The sequence below is a fragment of the Pseudoalteromonas sp. SIMBA_162 genome (assembly GCF_046535955.1).
GTDB classification, from domain to species: Bacteria; Pseudomonadota; Gammaproteobacteria; order Enterobacterales; family Alteromonadaceae; genus Pseudoalteromonas; species Pseudoalteromonas marina.
Map to the genome: position 1 here is coordinate 78,384 of NZ_JAWJBQ010000009.1, position 22,105 is coordinate 100,488.

The window sequence follows — 22,105 nt, forward strand, 5'->3', positions numbered from 1 at the left end:
TAAATTACATCCCCTAGTTTAATTGAAGCCGGAGGCCAAATTTGCAAAGTACTAATGCTCAATTTTTTGGCTTACTTGTCGTTGCCGTTATTTTTGTGTGGTTTTTTAAGCGCATCGGTTTGCCGCCAATTTTGGCGTACCTAGCAACAGGTGTTTTAGCTGGCAGTCATGGCGTTGGATGGCTTGAACATACGCACGAAATAGACTTTGTTGCAGAGCTTGGTATTGTATTTTTGCTTTTTAGCTTAGGGCTTGAGTTTTCAATATCTCGATTAATGGCCATGCGTAATATTGTATTTGGCTTAGGTTCACTGCAGGTAATTGTAACAAGCTTAGTGCTTATTATAATTTTGTACTGTTTAAACTTCAGTTTGCTTACCAGCTTTACTATTGGTTCGATTATGGCGCTGTCTTCAACGGCGGTAGTCGTTAAATTGCTTAAAGAAAGTGGGGAACTTAATCAGCGTAGAGGGCAATTAGCAATCGGTGTATTGTTGTTTCAAGACATTGCCGTAGTCCCTTTACTTATTATTCTTCCTTTATTTGCCACAAGCGATTCACAAACAATTGGATGGGCGTTAGCATTTTCTCTGACTAAAGGTGCTTTTGTTTGCGTATTACTGTGGGCTATTGGTAAATGGTTACTGCCTAAAGTATTCAGCGAAATAGCCTTGGTGCGCACTGATGAGCTGTTTGTACTTACTACGCTACTGGTTGCTTTGTTTGCGGGTTTACTAACCTATATGTTTGGCTTATCAATGGCACTAGGTGCATTTTTGGCCGGGATGATGCTTGGCGAAAGTCATTACAGGCACCAGCTTGAAGCCGACATACGGCCATTTCGTGATATTTTAATGGGGCTGTTTTTTGTTACCGTAGGTATGCAACTCGATTTACTTTATGTGTTTAGCAATGGCGTTATTATTGTTGGTGCATTATTTGGATTATTAGTTTTAAAAATAGCTGTGCTTGCCATCAGTGCACAACTTATGGGTGAGCGAAAGCAGGACTCATTAGCGTGTGGCATTATGCTGTGGCAAATGGGTGAATTTGGTTTTGTATTAATTGCCTTGGGTAGGCAGCATCAATTATTAACCAGCGAACACATTTCATTTTTAATTGCCCTTGGTGTGTTATCGATGGCGTTAACACCATTTTTAATTGAAAAAACACCCTATATTTTAAGGCGTTTAGGGTTATTAAATAGCCCAAGCATTGCATGGGAAGGCGAGCCACAAGTAAGTGCACTTTACACAAACCATGTAGTCATTTGTGGTTTTTCGAGGGTAGGGCAAACTATAGCGCGCTTTTTAAAGCCAGAAGCTATTGAATATGTTGCTGTTGAAAGTAACCCCATACTTGTTCAAGAAGGTAAGGCCGCAGGTGAGCCTGTAATATTTGGCCACGTTAAACAAAAAGATATTTTAAAGTGTGCGGGCGTAGAGCGAGCGCGGTTGGTGATTATTACATTTACCGAGTTTGAACAAACACAAATAGTGATAGACGCAATAAAGCAAATAGCTCCAGAGGTAAAAATACTTATCCGTACCCGAGACGATAGCCAGCTTGAAAAACTACGAGAGCTTGGTGTCACTGAAGTTGTACCAGAAACGCTTGAAGCAAGTTTAATGATAGTCTCGCATGTTTTGTCTATGTCGGGTGTACCCATGAGCCGAATTATTAGGCGAGTGAGTGATGAACGAAGAAATCGTTATCAATTTTTGCAAAGTTTTTTTACAGGTGAGCATATAAACAACGATGAAAGTAATTCAGATAAATTAGAGTATTTGCATGTGGTTGCTCTGCCCGATAAAGCACATGCGGTTAATAAAAGTATAAATGAGCTTAATTTAGTAAAGCGCAAGGTATCTATTAAGGCATTACGACGCCAAGATCGAGAAATAGATGCCCCTTCAGATCAAATTATCTTGCTTGCCAACGATATACTCGTTTTGCAAGGTAAACCAAGGCGTGTGGAACGCGTAGAACATTTTTTATTAGACGGGATTGAATAAATTAATCGAGTCCTAAAAAAGCTCTTATTTCAGGTAGCTTAGCCATGCCGTCTTGATACCCTATTTCCATTAAGTGCTGGGTATAGCGTTTTTCAAATAATAAGTAACTCGTTAAACTTGATTGAGAGTGCTTTTTAACACCAATAGTCCGCAATAATACTTTTATCGCCCATGGCATATCGTTGTAATACTGCGCTGCAATAACATTAAAGTTTTGTGAGGGGTTAATAACAAAGCTATCTATTTGCTTTAGCTCTTGGTGTTTATCTCGCGCAGGTAAAAGCCCCAAAGTGCGGTTTATTCTACCCAAGCGTTCTAAGTCTGACTGCATGGTGTCGGTAAATACACTATCAAGCAAGTGTCCGGCTACAGCAGAAAGCCCAGGGTAATGCGCAGAATATCCCGGTGGATGCGGCTCTTTAGGTTCATCTACACCAATGATAAATATTTTTTCAGCACCCAAATGTATTGAAGGGCTCAGTGGTGATAGTTGATGTATAGAACCATCGCCAAAGTAGTGGTTATGAATATTCACGCTTGGGAACACCATTGGAATAGCACTTGATGCCATTAAATGCTCAACATTAATACGTGTTGGGCGGCCTTCCCGTTTAGCTCTTTGCCAAGCTGTTTGTGTATTTGACTGAAAAAAAGCGACTGAGTCACCCGTGGTATAGCTTGAGGCTGTAATCGAAAGCGCTTCTAAATAGTTTCGGTGTAAATTACGCTCTATGCGATGCAAGTCTAAAATTTCGTTAAGTAAACCACGTAAAGGGCGGTTATTAAGCAAGCTTGCTGGTGGGTGGTTAATATGCTCTGATTGAAAGCTAGTTAAAATATTACGCGCAATATGGCCAAATACACTTAAAAAATCACTTTTATACACCATTGAGGTCGAAAAGTTTTTCCAAACAGATTCTAATTTTCGCACTGCTAAGTGCGCGCAAGAGGCATAACAAGCCAAGGCTGCAGAGTTTATTGCGCCTGCAGACGTACCATTTATTATTCTAAAAGGAAGAGGTGCCGTACGTGGCATGCTGTGAGCAAGCGCTTTTAAAACACCTACTTGATACGCCGCTCGAGCACCACCACCAGTGAGTAATAAGGCTGTTTTAGGTTTTTTGGGATCTATTTGCTTAATTTTCATATTGGTGGTTAAACTGTTCAACGTCTTTACTTTATTTATTAACTGTAAGTCTTTAAGCTAGAAGAATCAAAGGTTAACTGTTCATAGAGTTATAACCGCATAATTTAATGCTGAATTCAGCATGTCTAACTTAAGATAGCTATTGATTTAATAAAAAACTCGAACAGAATGAATTTAATCCACTTAGCCCACTCTAAGTGATATCGCATTTTTATTTTTTATGGAGTTCGTATGTCAGACTCACCAGATGTTCAAAAACGCTCAACAAACAGTAACTTACTTCTTGCCATTATTACGCTAATTGTTGTTGCCTGTGTAGTTGCATTTATATTACTTAAACCAAGTGACGAACCGGTTGCGCGCATAGAAGCAACAGAGCCCGTTAAAGAGCGGCCAATAATGGAACTTAATCCATTAAATGAACCAGATATAATTGAGCCAGAAGAGCCAACAGCAGTTGAACAGCCCGCAGAGCTCGAAGTGCCAGCGCAGCGCATAGTTGAACCCGAACCAGAAGTAGCTACGCTACCTGCCTTAAACGATAGTGATACTATGGTTGTTGCCAAAATTGACGAGTACCTAAGTGACTCTGTGATGAGCCTATTAGTCACTGATGATGTTATTCGTCGAGGTGTTGTTTTTATTGACAATTTAGCTCAAGGCAAAGTAGCTAAAAAACATAATCCTGTTATTAAACCCCAAGAAAGCTTTAGTGTTACCGAAGGGGATATTTTAACAATTGATCCAAATAGTTATGAGCGTTACACACCGTATGTAAAAATTTTTACTAGCATGAGTGCAGCGCAAGTGGTCCGTATGTTTGAAGAGTACCAGCCACTTATTAACGATGCATACACTGAAATTGGTTATGGCGATGACGAGTTTAAACAAACATTGAACGACGCTATCGATTTACTACTTGATACTCCGGAGCCTGAAGGCGCCTTACCACTTTTACGTGACTCAGTAACTTATCAGTATGCGTTTTCTGAGTGGGAGCAACTTCCTGCTGCTCAAAAACAGCTTTTACGCATGGGTCCAGACAACATGAAAAAAGTAAAAGCAGCACTTCGTAATATAAAAGCGCAATTAGAGAGCAAATAATAGTCACAAATTAAAATTTCAAAGCCGCGATTGTATATGAAGTATGCAATCGCACCTTCTTTTTTGATTATCCCTTGAATAACACAGTAAAAGTAGAGATAATCTCTCCCGCGCCAACCAAGGCCCTCAATGGTAGTCTTATTGGTCCTCTCGCAACACTAGCAGGCGAACCTGGTCAGGCCCGGAAGGGAGCAGCCACAGTTTGTGACGTGTGTGCCGAGATGTGGCTGGTAAGACTGCCACCCAAATTCCTCATTTGGGTGACTACAGCTAATCAATTTAAAAAACTTTAACCAAATACACACAAGTTTATTTTCTGATATTCCCTATATTTCTGCCATATAGACAACACTTAGATATTGCGCAATAATGAAATAATACGTTAACGTTAACGCTACACATGTTAAATCAGATGCCCAAGGGTTGTTGTAATGTCTCAAAGAAGTAAGTGGGCACTAGCTATTTTATTAGGGTTAATAGGCGGGTTGGTTAACCTTTTACCCCTGTATTTTTTCGATAGTTCTGAATTTTTATTTGGACAATTTTTTGTTTTATGCAGCTTAGTATTCACTGGACTGCGTTATTCCTGCCTTACGCTCGCAATTGTCTCAAGCTTTTTACTCTATAGATGGGGGCACTGTTGGCCCAGCATAGTTTATTTGTTGGAGCTTTTATGGCTTTATATTTTTTGTTTAAGGCGCTCTAAACCTATTTTACCCTTAGGTGCCGTATTTTGGTTTTTAGTTGGACTGCCTATCATTTGGGGTATAGGCCAGTTTGTAATGGATTTAGCATCGCTAACGCTTATTGTTGCAGTGTTTAAATACCTGGTAAATGCATTAATAAGCTTAGCACTCGTTGATTTGATGAGCATATTTGTTCCCTTTGCTAGTCGTGCTTATCAAGGACGCCCACTAGCCCGTATTCTTAGCTATGTTGTCAGCGTAATTATTGTTTTGGTTGTCCTTATTACAAGTGTTTTTTTGGTGAACGATCATCACTCACGCATAGAGTATGAGGTAAATGCTCAGCTTGAAGAAAAAGCGAAATCAATTAGCACACAGTTGAATGACTATTTACAGTTTCATAAAAACGCGGTGGTAATGAGCAGTGATGCCATAGGTGGTGGAATTACTATACAACAACAGTTAACGCAGTTAATGGATTTATACCCAGGTTTTACTACAAGCTTATATGCAATGCCAAATGGCTATGTAGCTAAAAGTATTCCCAGCACATTATTAGAAGGACTTAGTGAAGAAAAGCGCTTTGTTAACGACCGCCCTTATTTCTCCCAAGCTAAACAGTATCCTCAAGGTTATAGCAGTGGTGTGTTTCAGGGGCGTGGCCTTGGTAATGAACCTATAGTTGCACTTTCTGCGCCTATTTACAGAAATGATGAGTTTTATGGTGTAGTGGAAGGGTCGTTAAAGCTTGAGCGTTTAGAGCAATATATACCGAATTTGTTTAACCAAACTGGTGAGCTAATTATACTCGATGCTGAGCAAAGGATTGTTTTTAGCTCATTAGCACAATTTGACATTTTGGCTGACTTTAAAACTTTAGATTTTACGATAAGTAACTTGGGCGATAATCAACTGTTCCGTTCTGTTAATAATGAAGTATTTCATACCAATCAGTATGTTGATACTGTTAGTAAATGGCAGGTCATCACGTTTTACAATCGTAAGCACTTAACAAAGGTAGTAGCAAGTGCTTGGTTACCAACAATATTATTTAGTGCAGTGTTGATATTTTTAGTGGTGTTGTTTATACATCATTTGTCTAACTTATTAGTTCAGCCAATTATTGGTTTAACTAATTTAATGCATGGTTTTGATAAATCAGAAAAACAACATTTTAATACAGAGTCTAGTTGGTACGAAGTACTGCAGCTACAAGAGCAGTTTAAGATGCTGGGAAGTGCGTTAAGGGACTCAATAGAGAGCTTACAAGCGTCTAATATTAAAAATCAGGATCTAAATAAACAGTTAAGCCAATTTAACCAGCAATTGGAAGTTAAAGTGGCAGAGCAAACAGATGAGCTAACAAAAGCAGTTAAATCTGCTAATGAAGCTAATAAAGCTAAGTCACAGTTTTTGGCCAATATGAGTCATGAACTGCGCACGCCTATGAACGGCATCTTAGGTATGGGTGAGGTATTACTTCGTGATACCACCCTTACCGATGAGCAGCGTGACCTTCTTGAAACACAACAAAAAAGCTCAAAAAATTTACTACAAATATTAAATGATATTTTAGATTTTTCTAAAATTGAAGCTAACGCTATGCAAATAAGCCCCCGTGCTACTTTGCTTGCTCCGTTTATAGAAAATATACACTCGTTATTCTCACCCATTATTCATTCTAACAATGTTGAGTTTATTATTCAGCGCAGCCCAGACTTACCCGATTGCTTAAATGTAGATGACTTACGTTTAAATCAAATAATTATTAACTTATTGTCAAATGCACAAAAGTTTACTCAGGCTGGGTTTGTGCGTTTATCGTTTGATTACAAAGATGAGCAACTGACGGTAAGTGTGTCTGATAGCGGAATTGGGATTGAAAAAGAGCAGCAACTATTACTTTTTAGTGAGTTTACCCAAGCAGATGCTAGCGTAGCTCGTAAGTATGGCGGTACAGGGCTTGGGCTGGCTATTTGCCAAGGTTTAATTAAAAAAATGGAGGGTGAAATAACCCTCAATAGCGTGCCAGGTTTGGGCAGTACGATTAAGTTTTCGATACATGCACCTGAAGCGAAAATTGTCGATTTAGCAAAACGTGTACAAGAGCAATCTTTACCAGATTTGATCAATAAGCATATTTTGCTAGTAGAAGATAATCCTATAAACCGCCAAGTAATTGCAAAAATGTTAGAGCCAACAGCTGTTACTATTACAATGGCAAACGACGGCTTAGAAGCGCTTAAAACATTAAAAAATAATGTGTTTGATTTAATTTTAATGGACTGTCAAATGCCTAATATGGACGGTTATGAATGTACTATACGCATTCGCGAAAATGAAATAGGGGAAGATAAAAGGGTTCCAATTATCGCTATTACAGCCAATGCATATGAAGAAGATAAGCAGCGTTGTTTAGATGTAGGTATGGATGACTTTATTTCAAAACCGGTTAACTCTCAGGGTTTATATAGTGTTATTGCTAATAACCTTACAAAGATAAGTTAAGTATAATTGATAAAGGCCAGACAAAATATGGCCTTTATGAATGGCGCTTTAATTTTATATAAAATCGAGAGTAAGTAGTAATCTAGGGCTACTCATAGTTGTCGGGACAGGGGGTGAGCGATGCACTAAACCTGCGCCTTCGTTATCATCCCAGTACTCGCCTTTAAGTAGCGCAACATCGCCTTGCTGGAGTTGATTAATATTATTTAGGCTATTAAATAAGCCAGACTCCTCATCAGGCTTACCTAAATTACCTGCACCTAGCTTTGAGCGCTCTACATCGCTGTGATTTAACCACTGCGTAGCAACACCTTGGTAAGTAGTCACTAATCGGCACGGAATTTTGTCTACATGAAAACGCGGGCACATAGGTTTATCTAATATTTTTAGCCTTAAACCGGCGCGTTTTAAATCAAACAGGCAGCAAAACATTTCAACCAACAGTGCAATGTCTTCACACAAAGCTTTAATTTCATCGCGGTTATTATCTTCAGGCTTAAGCGCTTTTATTAATTGATCAAACGCATCATCGGGCGATACCGCAAGCTCAATTGGTTTTAAAGCATTAGCGCTAATGAGTGTATTAACTGCACTTGTTAATGTTTGCTCAAGGTCTCTTTGCCAAATAACAATGTTAGTGTCTTGGTTATAAATTTGTGGCAATACATTGGCGTCACACTCTTTAGCTGCTCTTCGGTATAGCGGTTCAGCCGGTTTTACTTGGGCTGTTATTGGGGCTAGGGCATTCATTACTCTTCCTCCCAAATAGGAAACGGGTCGTTAAAGGTTTTCCAAAAATCTTTACCTTTTAGAACAGCATCTTCTGGGAGTAGGCAGTCATCAAGCGCTTTAATCATGGCTTTTTTATCTAACGACTGACCAATAAAAACAAGCTCTTGGCGCATGTCACCAAAGGGCTCTAACCACTTACTGTTTATATCAGCAAGTAGTTCGGGCTCTGTGGGCCAGTCTTTTTTAGGTATTGCTTTATAAAACATGCCTGCAAACCCGTAATGCGCTATACCGCCAGCTTGGCTCCACTGCGCGCAAAATAAAGGACGTGTTGCTAACCAAAAATATCCTTTAGAACGAATAAGCTTGCCAAACTGCTCGGTGTTGTGCAAAAAGTTATAAAACTTTTCAGGGTCAAATGGGCGGCGCGCGGTGTAATTAAAGCTGCTAATACCATACTCTTCGGTTTCGGGAATATGTTCACCACGCATTTCTTTAAGCCAACCCGATGCTTGTTGGGCACGTTCAAAATTAAATAAACCGGTGTTTAGCACTTGGTTAATATTAATATGCCCGTTTGATATAGGAATAATGTTAGCTTGAGTGTTAAGCGTATTTAAAATAGCAGTAAGTTTATTTAATTCATTGTTTGTAATTAAATCAGTTTTACTAATTAAAATAACATCAGCAAATTCAACTTGGTCAACAAGTAAGTCGGCAACGCTTCGCTCGTCGTCTTCTCCTAATGATTCGCCGGTATCTTGTAAATCATTTGCTAGTTCGTAGTCGTTTAAAAAGTTTACCGCGTCAACCACTGTTACCATGGTATCGAGGGTGGCAACATCACCAAGTGAAACACCGTTTTCGTCGGCAAAGGTGAATGTTTCTGCAACGGGGAGGGGCTCAGATATACCTGTAGATTCAATGACGAGGTAATCAAAACGCCCATCTTTGGCAAGTTTGCCCACTTCAATAAGTAAGTCTTCTCGTAGGGTACAGCAAATACAACCGTTGCTCATTTCGACTAGTTTTTCGTTACTGTGATTGAGCGATACATCACTTTTAATTGTTGCGGCATCGATATTTATATCGTTCATATCGTTAATTATGACGGCGACTTTTTTACCTTGCCTGTTATTAAGAATATGACTAAGTACAGTAGTTTTACCAGCCCCCAAAAAACCTGATAACACTGTGACGGGCAGTTTATTTATCATTTAATAATCTTACTAAATTGCATTTTTAGATATGTTATATTATATCAATACTGTATTCCAGTAATGCTCTTAATTTATTCAAAGCTGAGTTGCCAATTTAGTGTGTTGCTCAAAACTCTTCATTCGAAAAATTAGGATGAATATGAAATTATTTACATTGCACGTGGTAATGATATTCGTTATCATTTGCGTTGACTTGTAATCATCTTCTCTGGATCAACATGTTTAACCAAAAATATTTGGCGCTCAGTATTGCTGCGTCTTTTTCTGCTTTTTCTAATGTGGCATTTGCCGAGCAAAATAACGAAATTGAAACAATTGAAGTAACAGGCCGCGCTCAGCAGTTTTACCTAGAAACCGAAAGTAAAATTGGGACTAAAACGGATTTAGATCTTATTAAATTACCGCAATCTGCGCAGGTATTAACCGAGCAGCTTATTATTGACCAAGCCGCGCGCGACATTACCGATTTATACCGCTCAATAGCCGGAGTAAGTGAGTACAGTTATTCAGGCGTTACTTTTCGTGGTTTTAGAGACGATGCCAATGTATTTTACGATGGCGTACGTGGCGACCCGTATTCGGGCTTTGGTGTACCCCAATTATTTAATGTAGCGCGTGTAGAAGTATTAAAAGGCCCAGCCTCTGCGTTATATGGTGGTGGTGAGCCAGGCGGTATGATCAACTATGTGACTAAAAAGCCTTCGTACACGCAAAGCAAAGAGCTAAAGCTAACGCTTGGCAATTACAACACACGTGGTGCATCACTTGATATGACCGGCGGTTTAACCGACACCATGGCGTATCGTGTAGGTGGTTATTACGAGGAGCAAGACAGCTTTCGTAATAATGCAGATTCAAAAAACAGTGAGTTTACCGGTGGTTTATTATTTGATTTAACAGATTCAACCACACTAACCACAACTGTTGACTACATCAAACAAGACTTAGGCGGTAACCGTTTACGTGGTGTACCGGTAGATGACAACGGTAATTTTTTAGTTGACCCAAGTTACAACGCAAACGAAGCATTTGACTACCAAGACATGGAAGCGTTAGTGCTGCAAGCCGAGTTAAAGCATTACTTTAATGATGATTTTTCTGTAAGTAGCACACTGCGTTACATGGATAACGAACGCGACCAAGCCTACCATGAGTCGCAAAGCTGGGTAGATGTAAACGGCGATGGTGAAGCCAACATTGATGACGAAACCATTAAACGCGAATACCGTAAGCAATACCGCGCCAACGAAGAAACAAGCTTAACCACCGACTTTGTTTATAGCTTTGAGCAAGGCCAATTAGCACACCAAGTATTATTTGGTGGCGACTACCACATAGTTGATACCGAGTACGATTACTTACGCGCCCGCTATGAAGCGGACGGCGTGGCTAACTTAAACATATTTGACTTAAATTACGGCAAAACCGACCCAAGTACTTATAACATTACCGACATGAACCGCGATGGTGTTGAAACCGACTGTTTTGGCCTATACGTACAAGATGTTGTAAGCATTAACGAGCAATGGACCGTGATTGCAGGCCTGCGCTATGACCATTTTAAAGAGCTAAACAAAGAAACCGGTTACAGTTACTCAGATAACGATGTAACACCGCGCGTGGCTGTTACATACCAACCTGTTGAAAACACATCGGTATACATAAATTACTCAGAAAGCTTTAACCCAGCATCATCGGGCGATCAAGAAGATGTAGAGGGCGAGGGTAATTTAACCCCAGAAACCGGTAAACAAACCGAAATTGGTATGAAAAACAAATGGCTTAATGGCAAAATTATGAGCACCTTTGCTATTTACCAAATTAATAAAGAAAACGTAGTAATGAGTAACCCAGACGACACGGGCGCGGGTGACGGCATTGCAGCACTTTTAAATATTGGTGAGGTAGAAAGCCGCGGGTTTGAAACAACGCTGGTGGGCGATTTAACCGAGTACTGGACGCTAACCGCTAATTACGCCTACAACGATACACTGGTTGTTGAGGGGGTAACGGGCGATACTATTTCAAGCACCTACGGTGATGGCTCTCGTTTTGCTAATGCGCCGCGCCATCAGGCTGGTTTATGGTCACGTTTTGCGCTTGATAACATAGATTCGTCTATTGCATTTGGTACAAATTACGTAAGCGAGCAAATAAGCCAAGATGGCCAAAAAGTTAAACCCTTTACTGTATTTGATATGAGCTGGACTACCCGCTTTGACGATGTGTTATTAAGTGTAAATATTAATAATATATTTGATAAAGAATATGCAGTAAGTGGCTTTAGTGAGCGTAACGGCCACTTCCCGGGCAGCCCACGTGAAATAGTAGGCCAAGTAACCTATAAATTTTAAAGTAAATTAAGCGCTAGCTTATCTCGCGCTTAATTTTTATCACTATTAAAATTAGCGGCTTCTTGCGCTGTGTTAATAGCTGTAATAGGGAAGGGGATCACAATACCTTCTTGGTTATAGCGTTTGTGTAGCGCTTTAATAAAAGCAGATTTAACCCAAAACCGATTAAAGTACTCTTTTGCGCGCAGCATTACTGTAAAATTAATACTTGAGTTATCAAAGGTGTGATACACCACAAAGGTATTGTAATCATCAACGCCCCACTCATGGTCAATCAGGACTTGTCGCGCAACTTCAAGCGTTACCTGCTCTACAAATTCTAGGTCTGAGCTGTAATGAACGCTTACATCAACAGGTACACTCAGCTCTTTTTCGGGGTAAAAGTAATTAATAATACGCGATTTAGAAAGCTGACTATTAGGAATAATAATCATATTATTTGGCAGCATTTTAACCCACGTAGAGCGCCAACCAATTTTTTCTACAAAGCCTTGCTCCTTTGACTCAAGCTCAATAAAATCCCCCACACGTATGGGTTTATCTATAACAAGCTGCACGCCCGAAAAAAAGTTTTCAAGGGTGGGTTGCAGGGCAAGTGCCACCGCCAATGACGTAATACCAAGAGATGCAATAATAGGCGTAATTGAAATACCCAAGGTGCCCAATAAAACCAACAACCCTACTGAAAACAATGTAACGCGAATAACTCCCTTAATAATACTTTGAGAATTGAATATAACGGCTGATTGTTTAGCGTAGTGATTAACTGTGCCAATAATAAAGTGATTTAAAAAGAAAATAAGCGCAAGTAAAGCTAATACAATATTGATGCTGTTGAACGGAATTCGCTTCGCTAACTCGGGGTCAATAACGAATGTATCGTGCTCCAAAATGGTGATTAGCACAATAAATGTGCAAAGTGTGAGTGGTTTAGATATTGAGTCAAGAAGTAGGGTATCGAATGTAAAAGTGGTTTTTGATGTCCACTTTTGTAACCAATACATTATAAAAAAACGAATAAAAAACAAGAGTATAGTTATGATTGAAAGGTAAGCTACTGTACTCAACCAAGGGGTGTTATTAATAACATCAAGCGTATTTTTGAGCATAACTTAAACCTAATAAATATATTTATATTTATTACAGCAAGTTATGTACCTATGTTTAGAATAAAAAAAGTGTATTGCCGAGACAAGCTCGGCAATAGTCGCTTATATTTTTTTAGCCAACCACATTCCACTCAACACGGAGGCAAAAAACAGCCAAAACTCCATTTTGAGTGACACTAACTGAACCAAGCCTGGGCCTGGGCAAATACCACTCAATCCCCACCCTAAACCAAACAAAACAGAGCCCGTAATTAATCTACGATCTACATTTTTTAGATTACTCAGGCTAAATGTTTCACCAAAAAATGGGCTGTCTTTTTTAGAAACCCAAAACCACGCCAACATCATTATTCCCATGGCTACCGCCATTACAATAATTAAACTGCCATCCCAGTTCTCACCAAAGGTTAAAAAATTGAGTACTTTATCAGGGTTAGTCATTCCACTAATAATAAGACCTAAGCCGAAAATAAAGCCTAAAAACACCGATGTAATTGCTTTCATGTTTTATCCAATTAAGTTAGCAGTGATAACGGCAACAAGCATAAACACACATGTTGAAACCCAAGAGCGAGAAGAAAAACGCGACATACCACACACGCCATGCCCGCTTGTACAACCATTAGCAAGTGAAGTACCTACACCCACTAAAAGGCCCGCTACAATAATTAACCAAGAGGGTATATTTAAATCGCCCTCTAATAATTCAGGTGCAACAAATAAGGTAGCAACGCCTGCAATTAGTAAGCCTGCAATAAAGCATACTTTCCATACATTATCGGGTTTTAATGGGGTGAACAGCGATTTAACTAATCCTGAAATACCGGCTACTTTGCCAAATAAAACCAGTAATAGTGCGCAGGCTATACCTATTAAAGCACCGCCTAAAGCGGCTGAAATGGGCGTAAATTCGGTTACCATTTTAAATTCCCCAAACAATAGATACACCAACACCAGACTGTTGCATTTCAATTGATAATTGTTGGTTAGGCGCTAAAAAGTTTGCACCCGATACTTTTTTAGCTGGCGAGTAAAAAGCCATAGCGTTTAATTGTACTTTTTCGCTAACTTTATGACTAAAACCCGTTGTAAAATGCCACTCTTGTACACCCGGCGCTAAAATATTAAATAACACCTCAGACGATGGAATAGGCTGTTGCGTGTATGAAACACCAAAGCGAATTTTTTGCTTTGCAGTGCGCTGCCACTGATAGCCTAGTTTATATATATCCATATCTTCCCAGCCAAACCCTGCACCTGCGCTTGCACCTAAAGGTGCAGACATTAAGTTACTCATTGGATTGGCAATGCTTTTAACTTCACTGTAGTTTATTTTTTGCCAATCAAATACAACTTGGTTTGTAGGCGTTAACTTATAAGCGGCACCAATTTGAATCGAGCTTGGTAAATCAAAGCCACCATTTTCTGCAAATAAACCTTTATAGCTATCAAACTCTTCCATAGACACCGATGAGCGGTAACTGGCACCCCAGCTAAACGATGTGCCTACGGTTTGAGTTATACCTACTTGTACACCTAAACCTGTGCTGGTGTCGGTGTCATTATTTGTAAGCGCTTGGGGCGATTGCGAAAAAGGCGCAAAGTTTCCAAGGCCTGTCGCTTTAAACTGTTGCACAACATAAATAGGTGAAACCCCCACTTTTGTTTGCTCATTTAACTGGTAGTTAATAGTTGGGCTAATAAACATCTGCTTTAAATTAACGCCAGTCGTGCCAGCATAAAATGTGCCTTCGGGTTCTGACTCGGCGTTGTAGTCGGTGTTCATGCCGCCATTGCCGTAAACTAATAAGCCAATATTTATTTTGTCATTGAGCTGGTGGCCAATGGCAAATTCAGGAATAGCAAATAGCGTGTTATCACTTTTTTGGGTTTTTGCTTCAAGATAAAGCGCATTAGGATAAAACGTATCTACAGATGAAGCTGTGTATTTTCTATCAGGTGAAAATAACTCTAACCCAACTGAAATTTCAGTGTCATTTACATTAAAGCTAGCAGGATTATTTGCACCCGACATCAATTCTTCCGATAGCGCAACACCCGCACCTGCCATGCCTTTGTGGGTCATGCCATAACCATGAGTAAAATACCCATTGGTAGCAAGTACGTTAAAAGAACCTAGGGTAAAGGTTAGGGCCAAACCAGATACTAACTTATTTTTCATTTTGACAGACATACGTAGTTGGAAAAGGCGGACAATAGCTAATTTTCTATATTCAAAAAAGGAATTTAAATCGATTACTTATAGTAAAAAAGAATATTAAGGGTGGGTAGTGAATCCAATATTTAGCGCAGTAACTTCTTAATCCTTGCATACAACTGTTGAATCAATCATTTAACTAAAAAATACAAAGCGGTGAGAGGGTTCACCGCTTTTTATTGGGCTAATTACATAGACTCAAGTGTTTTACCTCGGGTCTCTTTAATGTATTTAACAACAAAAAATATACTAATAAGTGCCGATAACGCATAAAAGCCGTACGCACCTGCAAGGCCAATATTAGCCAGCATAATAGGGAAGGTCATGGTAATGGCAAAGTTAGCAATCCACTGTGCGCTTGCAGCAACAGCAAGCGCTGCGCCGCGAATACGGTTATTAAACATCTCGCCTAATAACACCCACACAACCGGGCCCCAACTTAAACCAAAAAATACCACAAATAAGTTAGCCATTATAAGCGCAAACGTACCCATGTTATCGCTAAGTGCAAGCTTGCCTGCTTCATCAAGGCCTGCGCTGCCAAATATATAAGTAAGCGCACTTAAGCTAATAAACATACCCACACTGCCCACAAGTAAAAGTGGTTTCCGACCAATTTTGTCAACAAGGGCAATAGCAATAAAGGTCGATACAATATTAGTAGTACCCGCTAATACATTTATAAATAGCGATTGCGACTCGTCAAACCCAGCAGCTTGCCAAAGCTCAGAGCCGTAATAAAATACCACGTTAATACCTACAAATTGCTGAAATACACTCAGCGCAACACCCGCCCAAACAATTGGGTGTACTTTTTTACTGCCATCAATAAATAAATCGCGAATACTTGGCTTTTTATCGCTACGTAAGGAGCTTTTAACATCGCTTATTTGCGCATCAGCACTGTCGTTCGAAATTTTACTAAATACCGTTTTTGCATCGTCTACTTTACCTTGCGCTACTAAATAACGAGGCGACTCAGGAATAAACAACACACCCACTAAAAACAGTATTGCAGGCACAAGTTCAACCCAAAACATCCAGCGCCAAGCGGCTATATCAAGCATTAAAATATTTTGAGCACTACCAGCTGCATCAGCAATTAAATAGTTACTTAAAAACGCAGCAAATAAACCCAATACAATAGCGAGTTGTTGTAATGTAGCTAAACGACCACGAAGTGCGGGTGGTGCAACTTCTGCAATATAAGCCGGCGCCAATACCGATGCAGCACCAATACCTAAGCCACCAAATAAGCGGTAAAAAATAAACTCGGCCGAGCTTTCGCTAATGCCTGAGCCAAACGCACTAATAGCAAAAATAATCGCGGTGATGATCATAATTGCACGGCGACCAAATTTATCAGCCAGCGGCCCCGCAGCAAGAGCCCCCAGGGCGCACCCTAATAATACCGAGGCCACATTAAACCCCGTAGCTACACTGCTTGAATTAAACGCATTACCGAGTGCCGACACCGTGCCGTTAATAACACCCGAGTCAAAACCAAATAAAAAGCCACCAATAGCAGCCACTGCAGAGATAAAAATTACATAAAAAAGAGAGCATGTGCCCAATGTGTGCGCCGAGCTATGACTGCTCGGCGAGATAGGTGATGTCATAATTGTGTGTCCTAGTTTTTATTATTGTGTACTTTACTAAATTGAGACGTGTGGTGCAGCGTATTTTAGACGAATTATATCAGGGCTAACTCTCTCATAATCAATATTAAAATTATTGTTTAATACTTCTAATAGTCCTTTAATATCGCCCGTTTTAAACATGCCAGCTACTTGTACTTGTTTGAGACGGTCATCTTCTGAAAGCTCAAAATCTATATTTGTATAGCGGCTGATTTCAGCCATGGCTTCAGCAAGTGATTCACCTCTAAATATTAAGCTACCTTTGCGCCAAGATAATCTAGCGGCTACATCTATAGGATCAACTTTTTCGACCGCTTTAGCAATTTTACCTTTAAAGCTTAAATCAAGTTTTTCTCCCTTTGACACCGAAGTTGAACTATTTGATAAATACTGTCCTTGTTTATTAGTCCCCAGGGAAAGGTTGGGTAACGATTTGGTTTTTTGTTCTGCAACAAGGACTTTGCCATCTGTCACAATCAGTTCAATTTGCTTTTGGCCTACTTCTACATTAAATGCAGTACCAACAGCCTGAATAACTTTATCACCCGCGATCACACTTAAAGGTCGCATTTTATCGTGAGCTACGTCTATATGAATTTCGCCACGTAGTAAATTTATTACGCGAGTGTGTTGGGTATACCTCACTTGAACGAAGCTATTTGTGTTTAAGGTGATTTTGCTTTTATCAGAAAGCAGTATGTCCTTACTTTCACCTACGTCGGTTTGAAAATTAAGCTGTTTAGCAACCACTGCTGATTGATTAACCGGGTAAAAAAATGAAAAGTTAAACGCTTCTTGAAAAAAGCTAAGTGCAACAGCTAATAAAATAGATGCAGCTGTTGCACCTAACCACACAGGGAGACGTTTTTGTTTTACTGGTGTTTGTGGAAATAGATCTGACAAGCGGCTAAGGTCGTCCATTTTGTCCCACAGCTGTGCTACTTCAAGTAACACCTCTACATTTTTATAAGATTGTGCTAACCATTGCTTTAGCGCTTGCTCTTCGGATTTAGCCAATCCACGGTCAAGTTTAGCCAGCCACTCACTGGCTTCATCAAGGCGCGAATCGTCGCTAGTGTTACGCTCGTTTATGTGATAAATATTAGTCATTCCTACCTCCTGCATTTAGCTGGGAAGAAGTATTTGGTTGCTCATAAACACTTTTTTTAGATTGACGCATAAATTGCGTACAACGTTTCATGCCTGTTGCTATATGTTTTTCCACGGTACTTTCACTAAGGTTTAATTGAGCAGCAATTTCTCGCTGCGAATAACCATACACTTTTTTTAATACAAACACTTTGCGGCACTGCACGGGTAAAAGCCGTATGGCTTCACAAAAATTAGAAAACTCACTATCGGTGAGTGCTTTTTCATACATTTCGTCTTGCTGATGCTCCGCTAAGAGTTGCTCTAACGCTTCCATGTTGTCGATCCCATCGACTAGGCGTATATTGGCTTGCTTTTGGTAATCGAGCGCTAAATTTCGCGCCGTTTTATAAATAAAAGATTTTGGTGAGCTTATGTTTTCAGTGTTTTTAATCTGACAAATTCGCACATAAGTTTCTTGCACTATATCTTCAATTTCATGTGGCGGCACTATGCGTGCAACTACATTTGAGAGACTTTTGCGCGAGGCCAAATAGACCTTATAAAAAAGTGTGTTTTTCGTCATTTAATGTGTGTCTCGTGTGTGTTTACGGCAATTATTGTTATTGTTTTGCCACTACAAACTAAGACGAATGGTAAGAAAAAATCCGCCATTAAATTTAAAAAATAAATCAGCATTTTATTTTTTAAATTTAATGTTCATTAACCGCACGGGGCATAAAGCTTGTAATGTAAAGGCGAAGTGTACTACAGTTTTTTTCATTACAAATACCTCATCAGGTACTGATTATTCATTTTAAAAACTTTAACTTTTTAATTAATAAGTAAAAAATGGCAATTTGGACTGTATTTTTAATCGTTTAAAAATACAAGTAAACGCGCTAACAATAAAAATAATCAAGGCAAAAACAAATTATCATGGCAAGTCAAAAAAATAATTTATTTAAAAAAAATAAAAAATATTTATGGAGGAAAATAAAAAGTCACTCGTCTTTGTTCAGTGTATGGCCAAAAACTATACACAAGGAATATGTGCATTTGCCGCTTTGTTTACCAATTTATGTGCTGGTTTTTAGCTTATTCACCACCGAGGTAAAAGCGAGCCCTGTAAACGATAAAGCAGTGTTTAATATTCCCAGACAAAGGGCCGATTTATCGCTAATAAATTTTGCCGAGCAAGCCGATATTACTTTGCTTTTTCCGCTGGATAAAATTCAGCAGTTACAAACAAATACTATTGCTGGCGAGTATTCAATAATAAACGCATTACAGATTTTACTCGATGGCACAGGTTTGCAACCGCATGTTAGCGAAGATGGGCAAATATCTATTTTAATAGATCCAAGCTTCGAGAGAACTGACAACATGGCTAACTATAAAAAAAATGGCGTGTCGAGTGCTGTACTAGCTGTACTAAGCACAATGGCAACGCTCCCTGCAGTAGCAGAGACAGCAGCACAAGAACCAGAAATAATTGAAGTACGCGGAATTAGAGGCTCGCTTGGCCGAGCTATGGATGCCAAAAGAGAAGCGGGTGGCGTGGTTGACTCCATTTCAGCTGAAGATATTGGTAAATTTCCTGACACAAATTTAGCTGAGTCTTTACAGCGTATTACAGGGGTTTCAATAGACCGTTCAGGCGGTGAAGGGCAGCTCATTACAGTACGTGGGTTTGGCCCGCAGTTTAATACAGTGCTCGTAAATGGACGCCAAATGGCCTCTGAAAATCAAAGCCGTGCGTTTAGCTTTGATACTATTGCATCAGAGCTGGTTAAAAGCTTAGACGTATTTAAAACCTCAACAGCCACAAAGCAGTCAGGTGGTATTGGTTCAACAGTAAATGTAAATACAGCGCGCCCATTTGCTATTAATGGCTTTAAAGTTGCGGGCAGTGTTAAGGGTATTTACGATGAAAATAGCGAAGAAACCACACCTGAAATTTCTGGATTAATTAGTAATACATTTAATGATGACACATTGGGTGTGTTGTTTGCTGTTTCTCGCCAGGAGCGCGAAACACGCTTAAATCAGGCTCAAGTAGACGGTTGGTTGGAGAATGTGGGCGTCCCAAACCCGCAAACTCAAAGTGGGCAAGCATATACCGGAAATATTTTTTCGCCGCGTAACTACGATCATAAAGTAACAACAGAAACACGTACACGCACTAATGCAAATTTAGTTATACAGTATGCACCTTCAGATGATTTAGTTATAACAGCTGATGGGCTTTATTCTGATTTTGATGTTGAAGCTGACACCACGTCTTATGGGCATTGGTTTACAGCGCCAAACCTAGAAGGCTTTGGCGGGGCTGCAGGCCCAACCGTAGACGAAAATGGCACAGTGGTTGATTTATATCAAGAGGTAGGCCTTGCCACCGATATGCACGCTAAAAAGTTTGATCGCTTAACAAGCTCTAGCGCACTAGGCTTAAACTTTGATTGGCATGTAAACGATAACTTAAATATGAAGTTTGATTTGAGCCACTCAAAAGCTGAGCGTGAGGCTAATAACGGCGGTGGCGATCAGCTATCCTTGATTGGCTATGCTAACCGAGTTCGATTTGAAGTGGATGGCGGTATTTTGCCTTACGCGAGTGAGTTTGCCTCTGCTAACCCTAATATTTACAGCGGCCAGCAAGAGCTGGACGGTGTTGCTTATAACCCTGCAGTTACGCCCGATGGCGTATCAAATCATTTAGATACCGCCAATAGCCGAGCACATGTAATGCTACGTCGTGGTTGGGCTGTAGAAGATACCGTGGATCAGTTTCGTTGGGATAGCATTTGGCATAACGATGGTAGCTCAGGCCTAGTTTCGGTCAAGTTTGGTGCTATGTATTCAACTGAAACTAAAAATCTTGATCGTTGGGATAACGAAGGTGTTGGTATTCACTGTACTTTTTGTGGTTACCCGGATAACCCAAGCATGGATGGCTTAGCACAATTTGTATTTGACGCAGGAGATGACTTTTTATCTGATGTAAGCGGCAGCGGTCGTATGCCAACGTCATGGCTTGCACACGATGGCGAGGCAAACTTTGCGTACCTTGAGCAAATAGCTGCGGCGAATGGTCAGCCTATTAGTTTTGATGCAGTTAAACGTAATAAGTCGTTTGAGATAACTGAAGATACGTTCTCATTTTATACAGAATTCGATTTTGAAGCTGAGCTTGCAGGCATGCCTTTATACGCAACAGCGGGCTTTAGATACGAAAGCACTGATGTAAACGTAAAGGGGACCGATGAGCCGGTTAGTGCGTTAACCATTCTAGATAAAACAGAAATGCTTGCTAACTTTGGCGCTGTAGAAAATATCTCAGCAAGTTCAGATTACGAAGCGATTTTACCTAACTTTAGTGTAAAGCTTGAAATAAACGATGAGCTAATAGCACGTGCTGCTGTATCTCAAACAATTACACGACCAACACTCGACAGTATGTCGCCTGTAACAGTAATTGAAACAACTCGCCAAGGCGGCAATTTAACATCAAGCTCTGGTAACCCAGCGCTTGAGCCATTTACCTCTGATAATTTAGATTTATCATTAGAGTGGTATTACGCTGATGCCAGTTATTTATCTGCGGGTTACTTTAGAAAAAATGTTGCTAACTTCATTATTAATACGACCGAAGACTTAACTTTTGAGTTGTCTGATGGCGGATTGTTAACTGACCCCTCTACAGGTAACGATGTAGATAACCCTGATGCTGCCGACTCGACGGCTGTATTCACTAATACATTGCCCAATAATAGCGAATCGGCGATTGTTGATGGCTGGGAAGTCGCCTTACAACATAGTTTTGATAGTGGCTTTGGCTTTATGGTTAATGCAACATTTGTAGACAGCGATGCAGAGTTAGACTCTGCAGATATAACTCAAGTTTTTGCATTAACAGGCTTAAGCGACTCTTATAATGTGGTTGGCTTTTATGAGAATGGCCCATTTCAAGCGCGTTTAGCTTATAACTGGCGCGATAGCTTTGTACAGTCACTAACACAGCTAAATGGCGATGGTGTAACCATTGTAGAAGATTACGCACAACTTGATGCTAGCGGCAGCTATGACATTACCGAAAATGTATCGGTATTTTTTGAAGGTATTAACTTAACCGAAGAATACGTGCACAAGCGTGGTCGTTTTTCTAATCAATTATTGTTGGTTGAAGACAGCGGACGACGTTTTGCGTTAGGTATTCGCGGTAGTTTTTAACTTTAATTAATAAAGTGGCTTTTACAATTAGTAATAGCCACTTTTTCAAT

The 22,105-nt window shown here is 39.9% G+C and carries 15 protein-coding genes and 1 other RNA gene; 6 read left to right on the forward strand and 10 right to left on the reverse strand.

The window, feature by feature from the left end; translation table 11 throughout:
• Positions 1-41 precede the first annotated feature (41 nt).
• Complete coding sequence (locus tag R0J88_RS08810) at positions 42-2,015, forward strand: monovalent cation:proton antiporter-2 (CPA2) family protein (RefSeq protein WP_410899689.1); 1,974 nt, start codon at positions 42-44, stop codon at positions 2,013-2,015.
• A 1-nt stretch (position 2,016) separates the two neighbouring features.
• Here R0J88_RS08810 and R0J88_RS08815 read toward each other — a convergent pair whose 3' ends face one another.
• Positions 2,017-3,162 carry a patatin-like phospholipase family protein gene (locus R0J88_RS08815; RefSeq protein ID WP_243533708.1) on the reverse strand — a complete coding sequence of 382 codons (1,146 nt, stop codon included), beginning with the start codon at positions 3,160-3,162 and terminating at the stop codon, positions 2,017-2,019.
• Between the two features lie 231 nt (positions 3,163-3,393).
• Between R0J88_RS08815 and R0J88_RS08820 the strand changes: the two genes are divergently transcribed.
• From R0J88_RS08820 to R0J88_RS08830, 3 genes are all read left to right on the forward strand, one after another.
• Positions 3,394-4,266: a DUF3014 domain-containing protein gene (locus tag R0J88_RS08820; protein WP_410899690.1), complete on the forward strand. Its 873-nt coding sequence runs from the start codon at positions 3,394-3,396 to the stop codon at positions 4,264-4,266.
• A 139-nt stretch (positions 4,267-4,405) separates the two neighbouring features.
• An RNA gene (gene ffs, locus R0J88_RS08825) (signal recognition particle sRNA small type) lies at positions 4,406-4,502 on the forward strand.
• A gap of 195 nt (positions 4,503-4,697) precedes the next feature.
• Positions 4,698-7,460 (forward strand): response regulator, encoded by a 2,763-nt coding sequence (locus tag R0J88_RS08830; protein WP_410899691.1) that lies wholly within the window; start codon positions 4,698-4,700, stop codon positions 7,458-7,460.
• Positions 7,461-7,514: 54 nt separating this feature from the next.
• Here R0J88_RS08830 and R0J88_RS08835 read toward each other — a convergent pair whose 3' ends face one another.
• Positions 7,515-8,210, reverse strand: coding sequence for a DUF1826 domain-containing protein (locus R0J88_RS08835; protein ID WP_410899692.1), 696 nt, complete (start codon positions 8,208-8,210; stop codon positions 7,515-7,517).
• Positions 8,210-9,409: a zinc metallochaperone GTPase ZigA gene (gene zigA, locus R0J88_RS08840; protein WP_410899693.1), complete on the reverse strand. Its 1,200-nt coding sequence runs from the start codon at positions 9,407-9,409 to the stop codon at positions 8,210-8,212. The genes R0J88_RS08835 and zigA overlap by 1 nt, the downstream gene beginning before the upstream one ends.
• A 221-nt stretch (positions 9,410-9,630) precedes the next feature.
• Here zigA and R0J88_RS08845 point away from each other — a divergent pair, with 221 nt between their 5' ends.
• Complete coding sequence (locus R0J88_RS08845; RefSeq protein WP_410899694.1) at positions 9,631-11,766, forward strand: TonB-dependent siderophore receptor; 2,136 nt, start codon at positions 9,631-9,633, stop codon at positions 11,764-11,766.
• Between the two features lie 29 nt (positions 11,767-11,795).
• Here R0J88_RS08845 and R0J88_RS08850 read toward each other — a convergent pair whose 3' ends face one another.
• The 7 genes from R0J88_RS08850 to R0J88_RS08880 all read right to left on the reverse strand — a co-directional run bounded on the left by R0J88_RS08850 (position 11,796) and on the right by R0J88_RS08880 (position 18,408).
• Positions 11,796-12,875, reverse strand: coding sequence for a mechanosensitive ion channel family protein (locus R0J88_RS08850; protein WP_410899695.1), 1,080 nt, complete (start codon positions 12,873-12,875; stop codon positions 11,796-11,798).
• A 102-nt stretch (positions 12,876-12,977) separates the two neighbouring features.
• Positions 12,978-13,379: a DUF6691 family protein gene (locus tag R0J88_RS08855; protein ID WP_006793601.1), complete on the reverse strand. Its 402-nt coding sequence runs from the start codon at positions 13,377-13,379 to the stop codon at positions 12,978-12,980.
• Positions 13,380-13,382: 3 nt separating this feature from the next.
• The gene (locus R0J88_RS08860; RefSeq protein ID WP_410899696.1) at positions 13,383-13,796 is read right to left on the reverse strand and encodes a YeeE/YedE family protein; all 414 of its coding nucleotides are present in this window, start codon (positions 13,794-13,796) and stop codon (positions 13,383-13,385) included.
• A 1-nt stretch (position 13,797) separates the two neighbouring features.
• Complete coding sequence (locus R0J88_RS08865; protein WP_410899697.1) at positions 13,798-15,057, reverse strand: OmpP1/FadL family transporter; 1,260 nt, start codon at positions 15,055-15,057, stop codon at positions 13,798-13,800.
• Between the two features lie 224 nt (positions 15,058-15,281).
• A complete protein-coding gene (locus R0J88_RS08870) occupies positions 15,282-16,712 on the reverse strand; it encodes a sugar porter family MFS transporter (RefSeq protein ID WP_410899698.1) in 1,431 nt (476 codons plus the stop codon).
• Positions 16,713-16,748: 36 nt separating this feature from the next.
• Entirely contained in the window at positions 16,749-17,843 is a 1,095-nt protein-coding gene (locus R0J88_RS08875; RefSeq protein ID WP_276756318.1) for a FecR family protein, read from the reverse strand.
• Positions 17,836-18,408, reverse strand: coding sequence for an RNA polymerase sigma factor (locus R0J88_RS08880; RefSeq protein ID WP_410899699.1), 573 nt, complete (start codon positions 18,406-18,408; stop codon positions 17,836-17,838). The genes R0J88_RS08875 and R0J88_RS08880 overlap by 8 nt, the downstream gene beginning before the upstream one ends.
• Before the next feature lie 353 nt (positions 18,409-18,761).
• On the opposite strand from R0J88_RS08880, the gene R0J88_RS08885 reads away from it, so the two are divergent.
• Positions 18,762-22,055, forward strand: coding sequence for a TonB-dependent receptor (locus R0J88_RS08885; RefSeq protein ID WP_410899700.1), 3,294 nt, complete (start codon positions 18,762-18,764; stop codon positions 22,053-22,055).
• Positions 22,056-22,105: the final 50 nt, after the last annotated feature.

Excerpts from the sequence above, each read along its gene's own strand:
- R0J88_RS08815 (WP_243533708.1), bottom strand. The coding sequence starts at position 3,162 with ATGAAAATTAAGCAAATAGATCCCAAAAAACCTAAAACAGCCTTATTA.
- R0J88_RS08875 (WP_276756318.1), bottom strand. The coding sequence starts at position 17,843 with ATGACTAATATTTATCACATAAACGAGCGTAACACTAGCGACGATTCG.
- R0J88_RS08830 (WP_410899691.1), top strand. The coding sequence starts at position 4,698 with ATGTCTCAAAGAAGTAAGTGGGCACTAGCTATTTTATTAGGGTTAATA.
- R0J88_RS08865 (WP_410899697.1), bottom strand. The coding sequence starts at position 15,057 with ATGAAAAATAAGTTAGTATCTGGTTTGGCCCTAACCTTTACCCTAGGT.
- R0J88_RS08855 (WP_006793601.1), bottom strand. The coding sequence starts at position 13,379 with ATGAAAGCAATTACATCGGTGTTTTTAGGCTTTATTTTCGGCTTAGGT.
- R0J88_RS08820 (WP_410899690.1), top strand. The coding sequence starts at position 3,394 with ATGTCAGACTCACCAGATGTTCAAAAACGCTCAACAAACAGTAACTTA.
- R0J88_RS08870 (WP_410899698.1), bottom strand. The coding sequence starts at position 16,712 with ATGACATCACCTATCTCGCCGAGCAGTCATAGCTCGGCGCACACATTG.
- R0J88_RS08860 (WP_410899696.1), bottom strand. The coding sequence starts at position 13,796 with ATGGTAACCGAATTTACGCCCATTTCAGCCGCTTTAGGCGGTGCTTTA.
- R0J88_RS08880 (WP_410899699.1), bottom strand. The coding sequence starts at position 18,408 with ATGACGAAAAACACACTTTTTTATAAGGTCTATTTGGCCTCGCGCAAA.
- R0J88_RS08845 (WP_410899694.1), top strand. The coding sequence starts at position 9,631 with ATGTTTAACCAAAAATATTTGGCGCTCAGTATTGCTGCGTCTTTTTCT.
- R0J88_RS08885 (WP_410899700.1), top strand. The coding sequence starts at position 18,762 with ATGGCAAGTCAAAAAAATAATTTATTTAAAAAAAATAAAAAATATTTA.
- zigA (WP_410899693.1), bottom strand. The coding sequence starts at position 9,409 with ATGATAAATAAACTGCCCGTCACAGTGTTATCAGGTTTTTTGGGGGCT.
- R0J88_RS08835 (WP_410899692.1), bottom strand. The coding sequence starts at position 8,210 with ATGAATGCCCTAGCCCCAATAACAGCCCAAGTAAAACCGGCTGAACCG.
- R0J88_RS08850 (WP_410899695.1), bottom strand. The coding sequence starts at position 12,875 with ATGCTCAAAAATACGCTTGATGTTATTAATAACACCCCTTGGTTGAGT.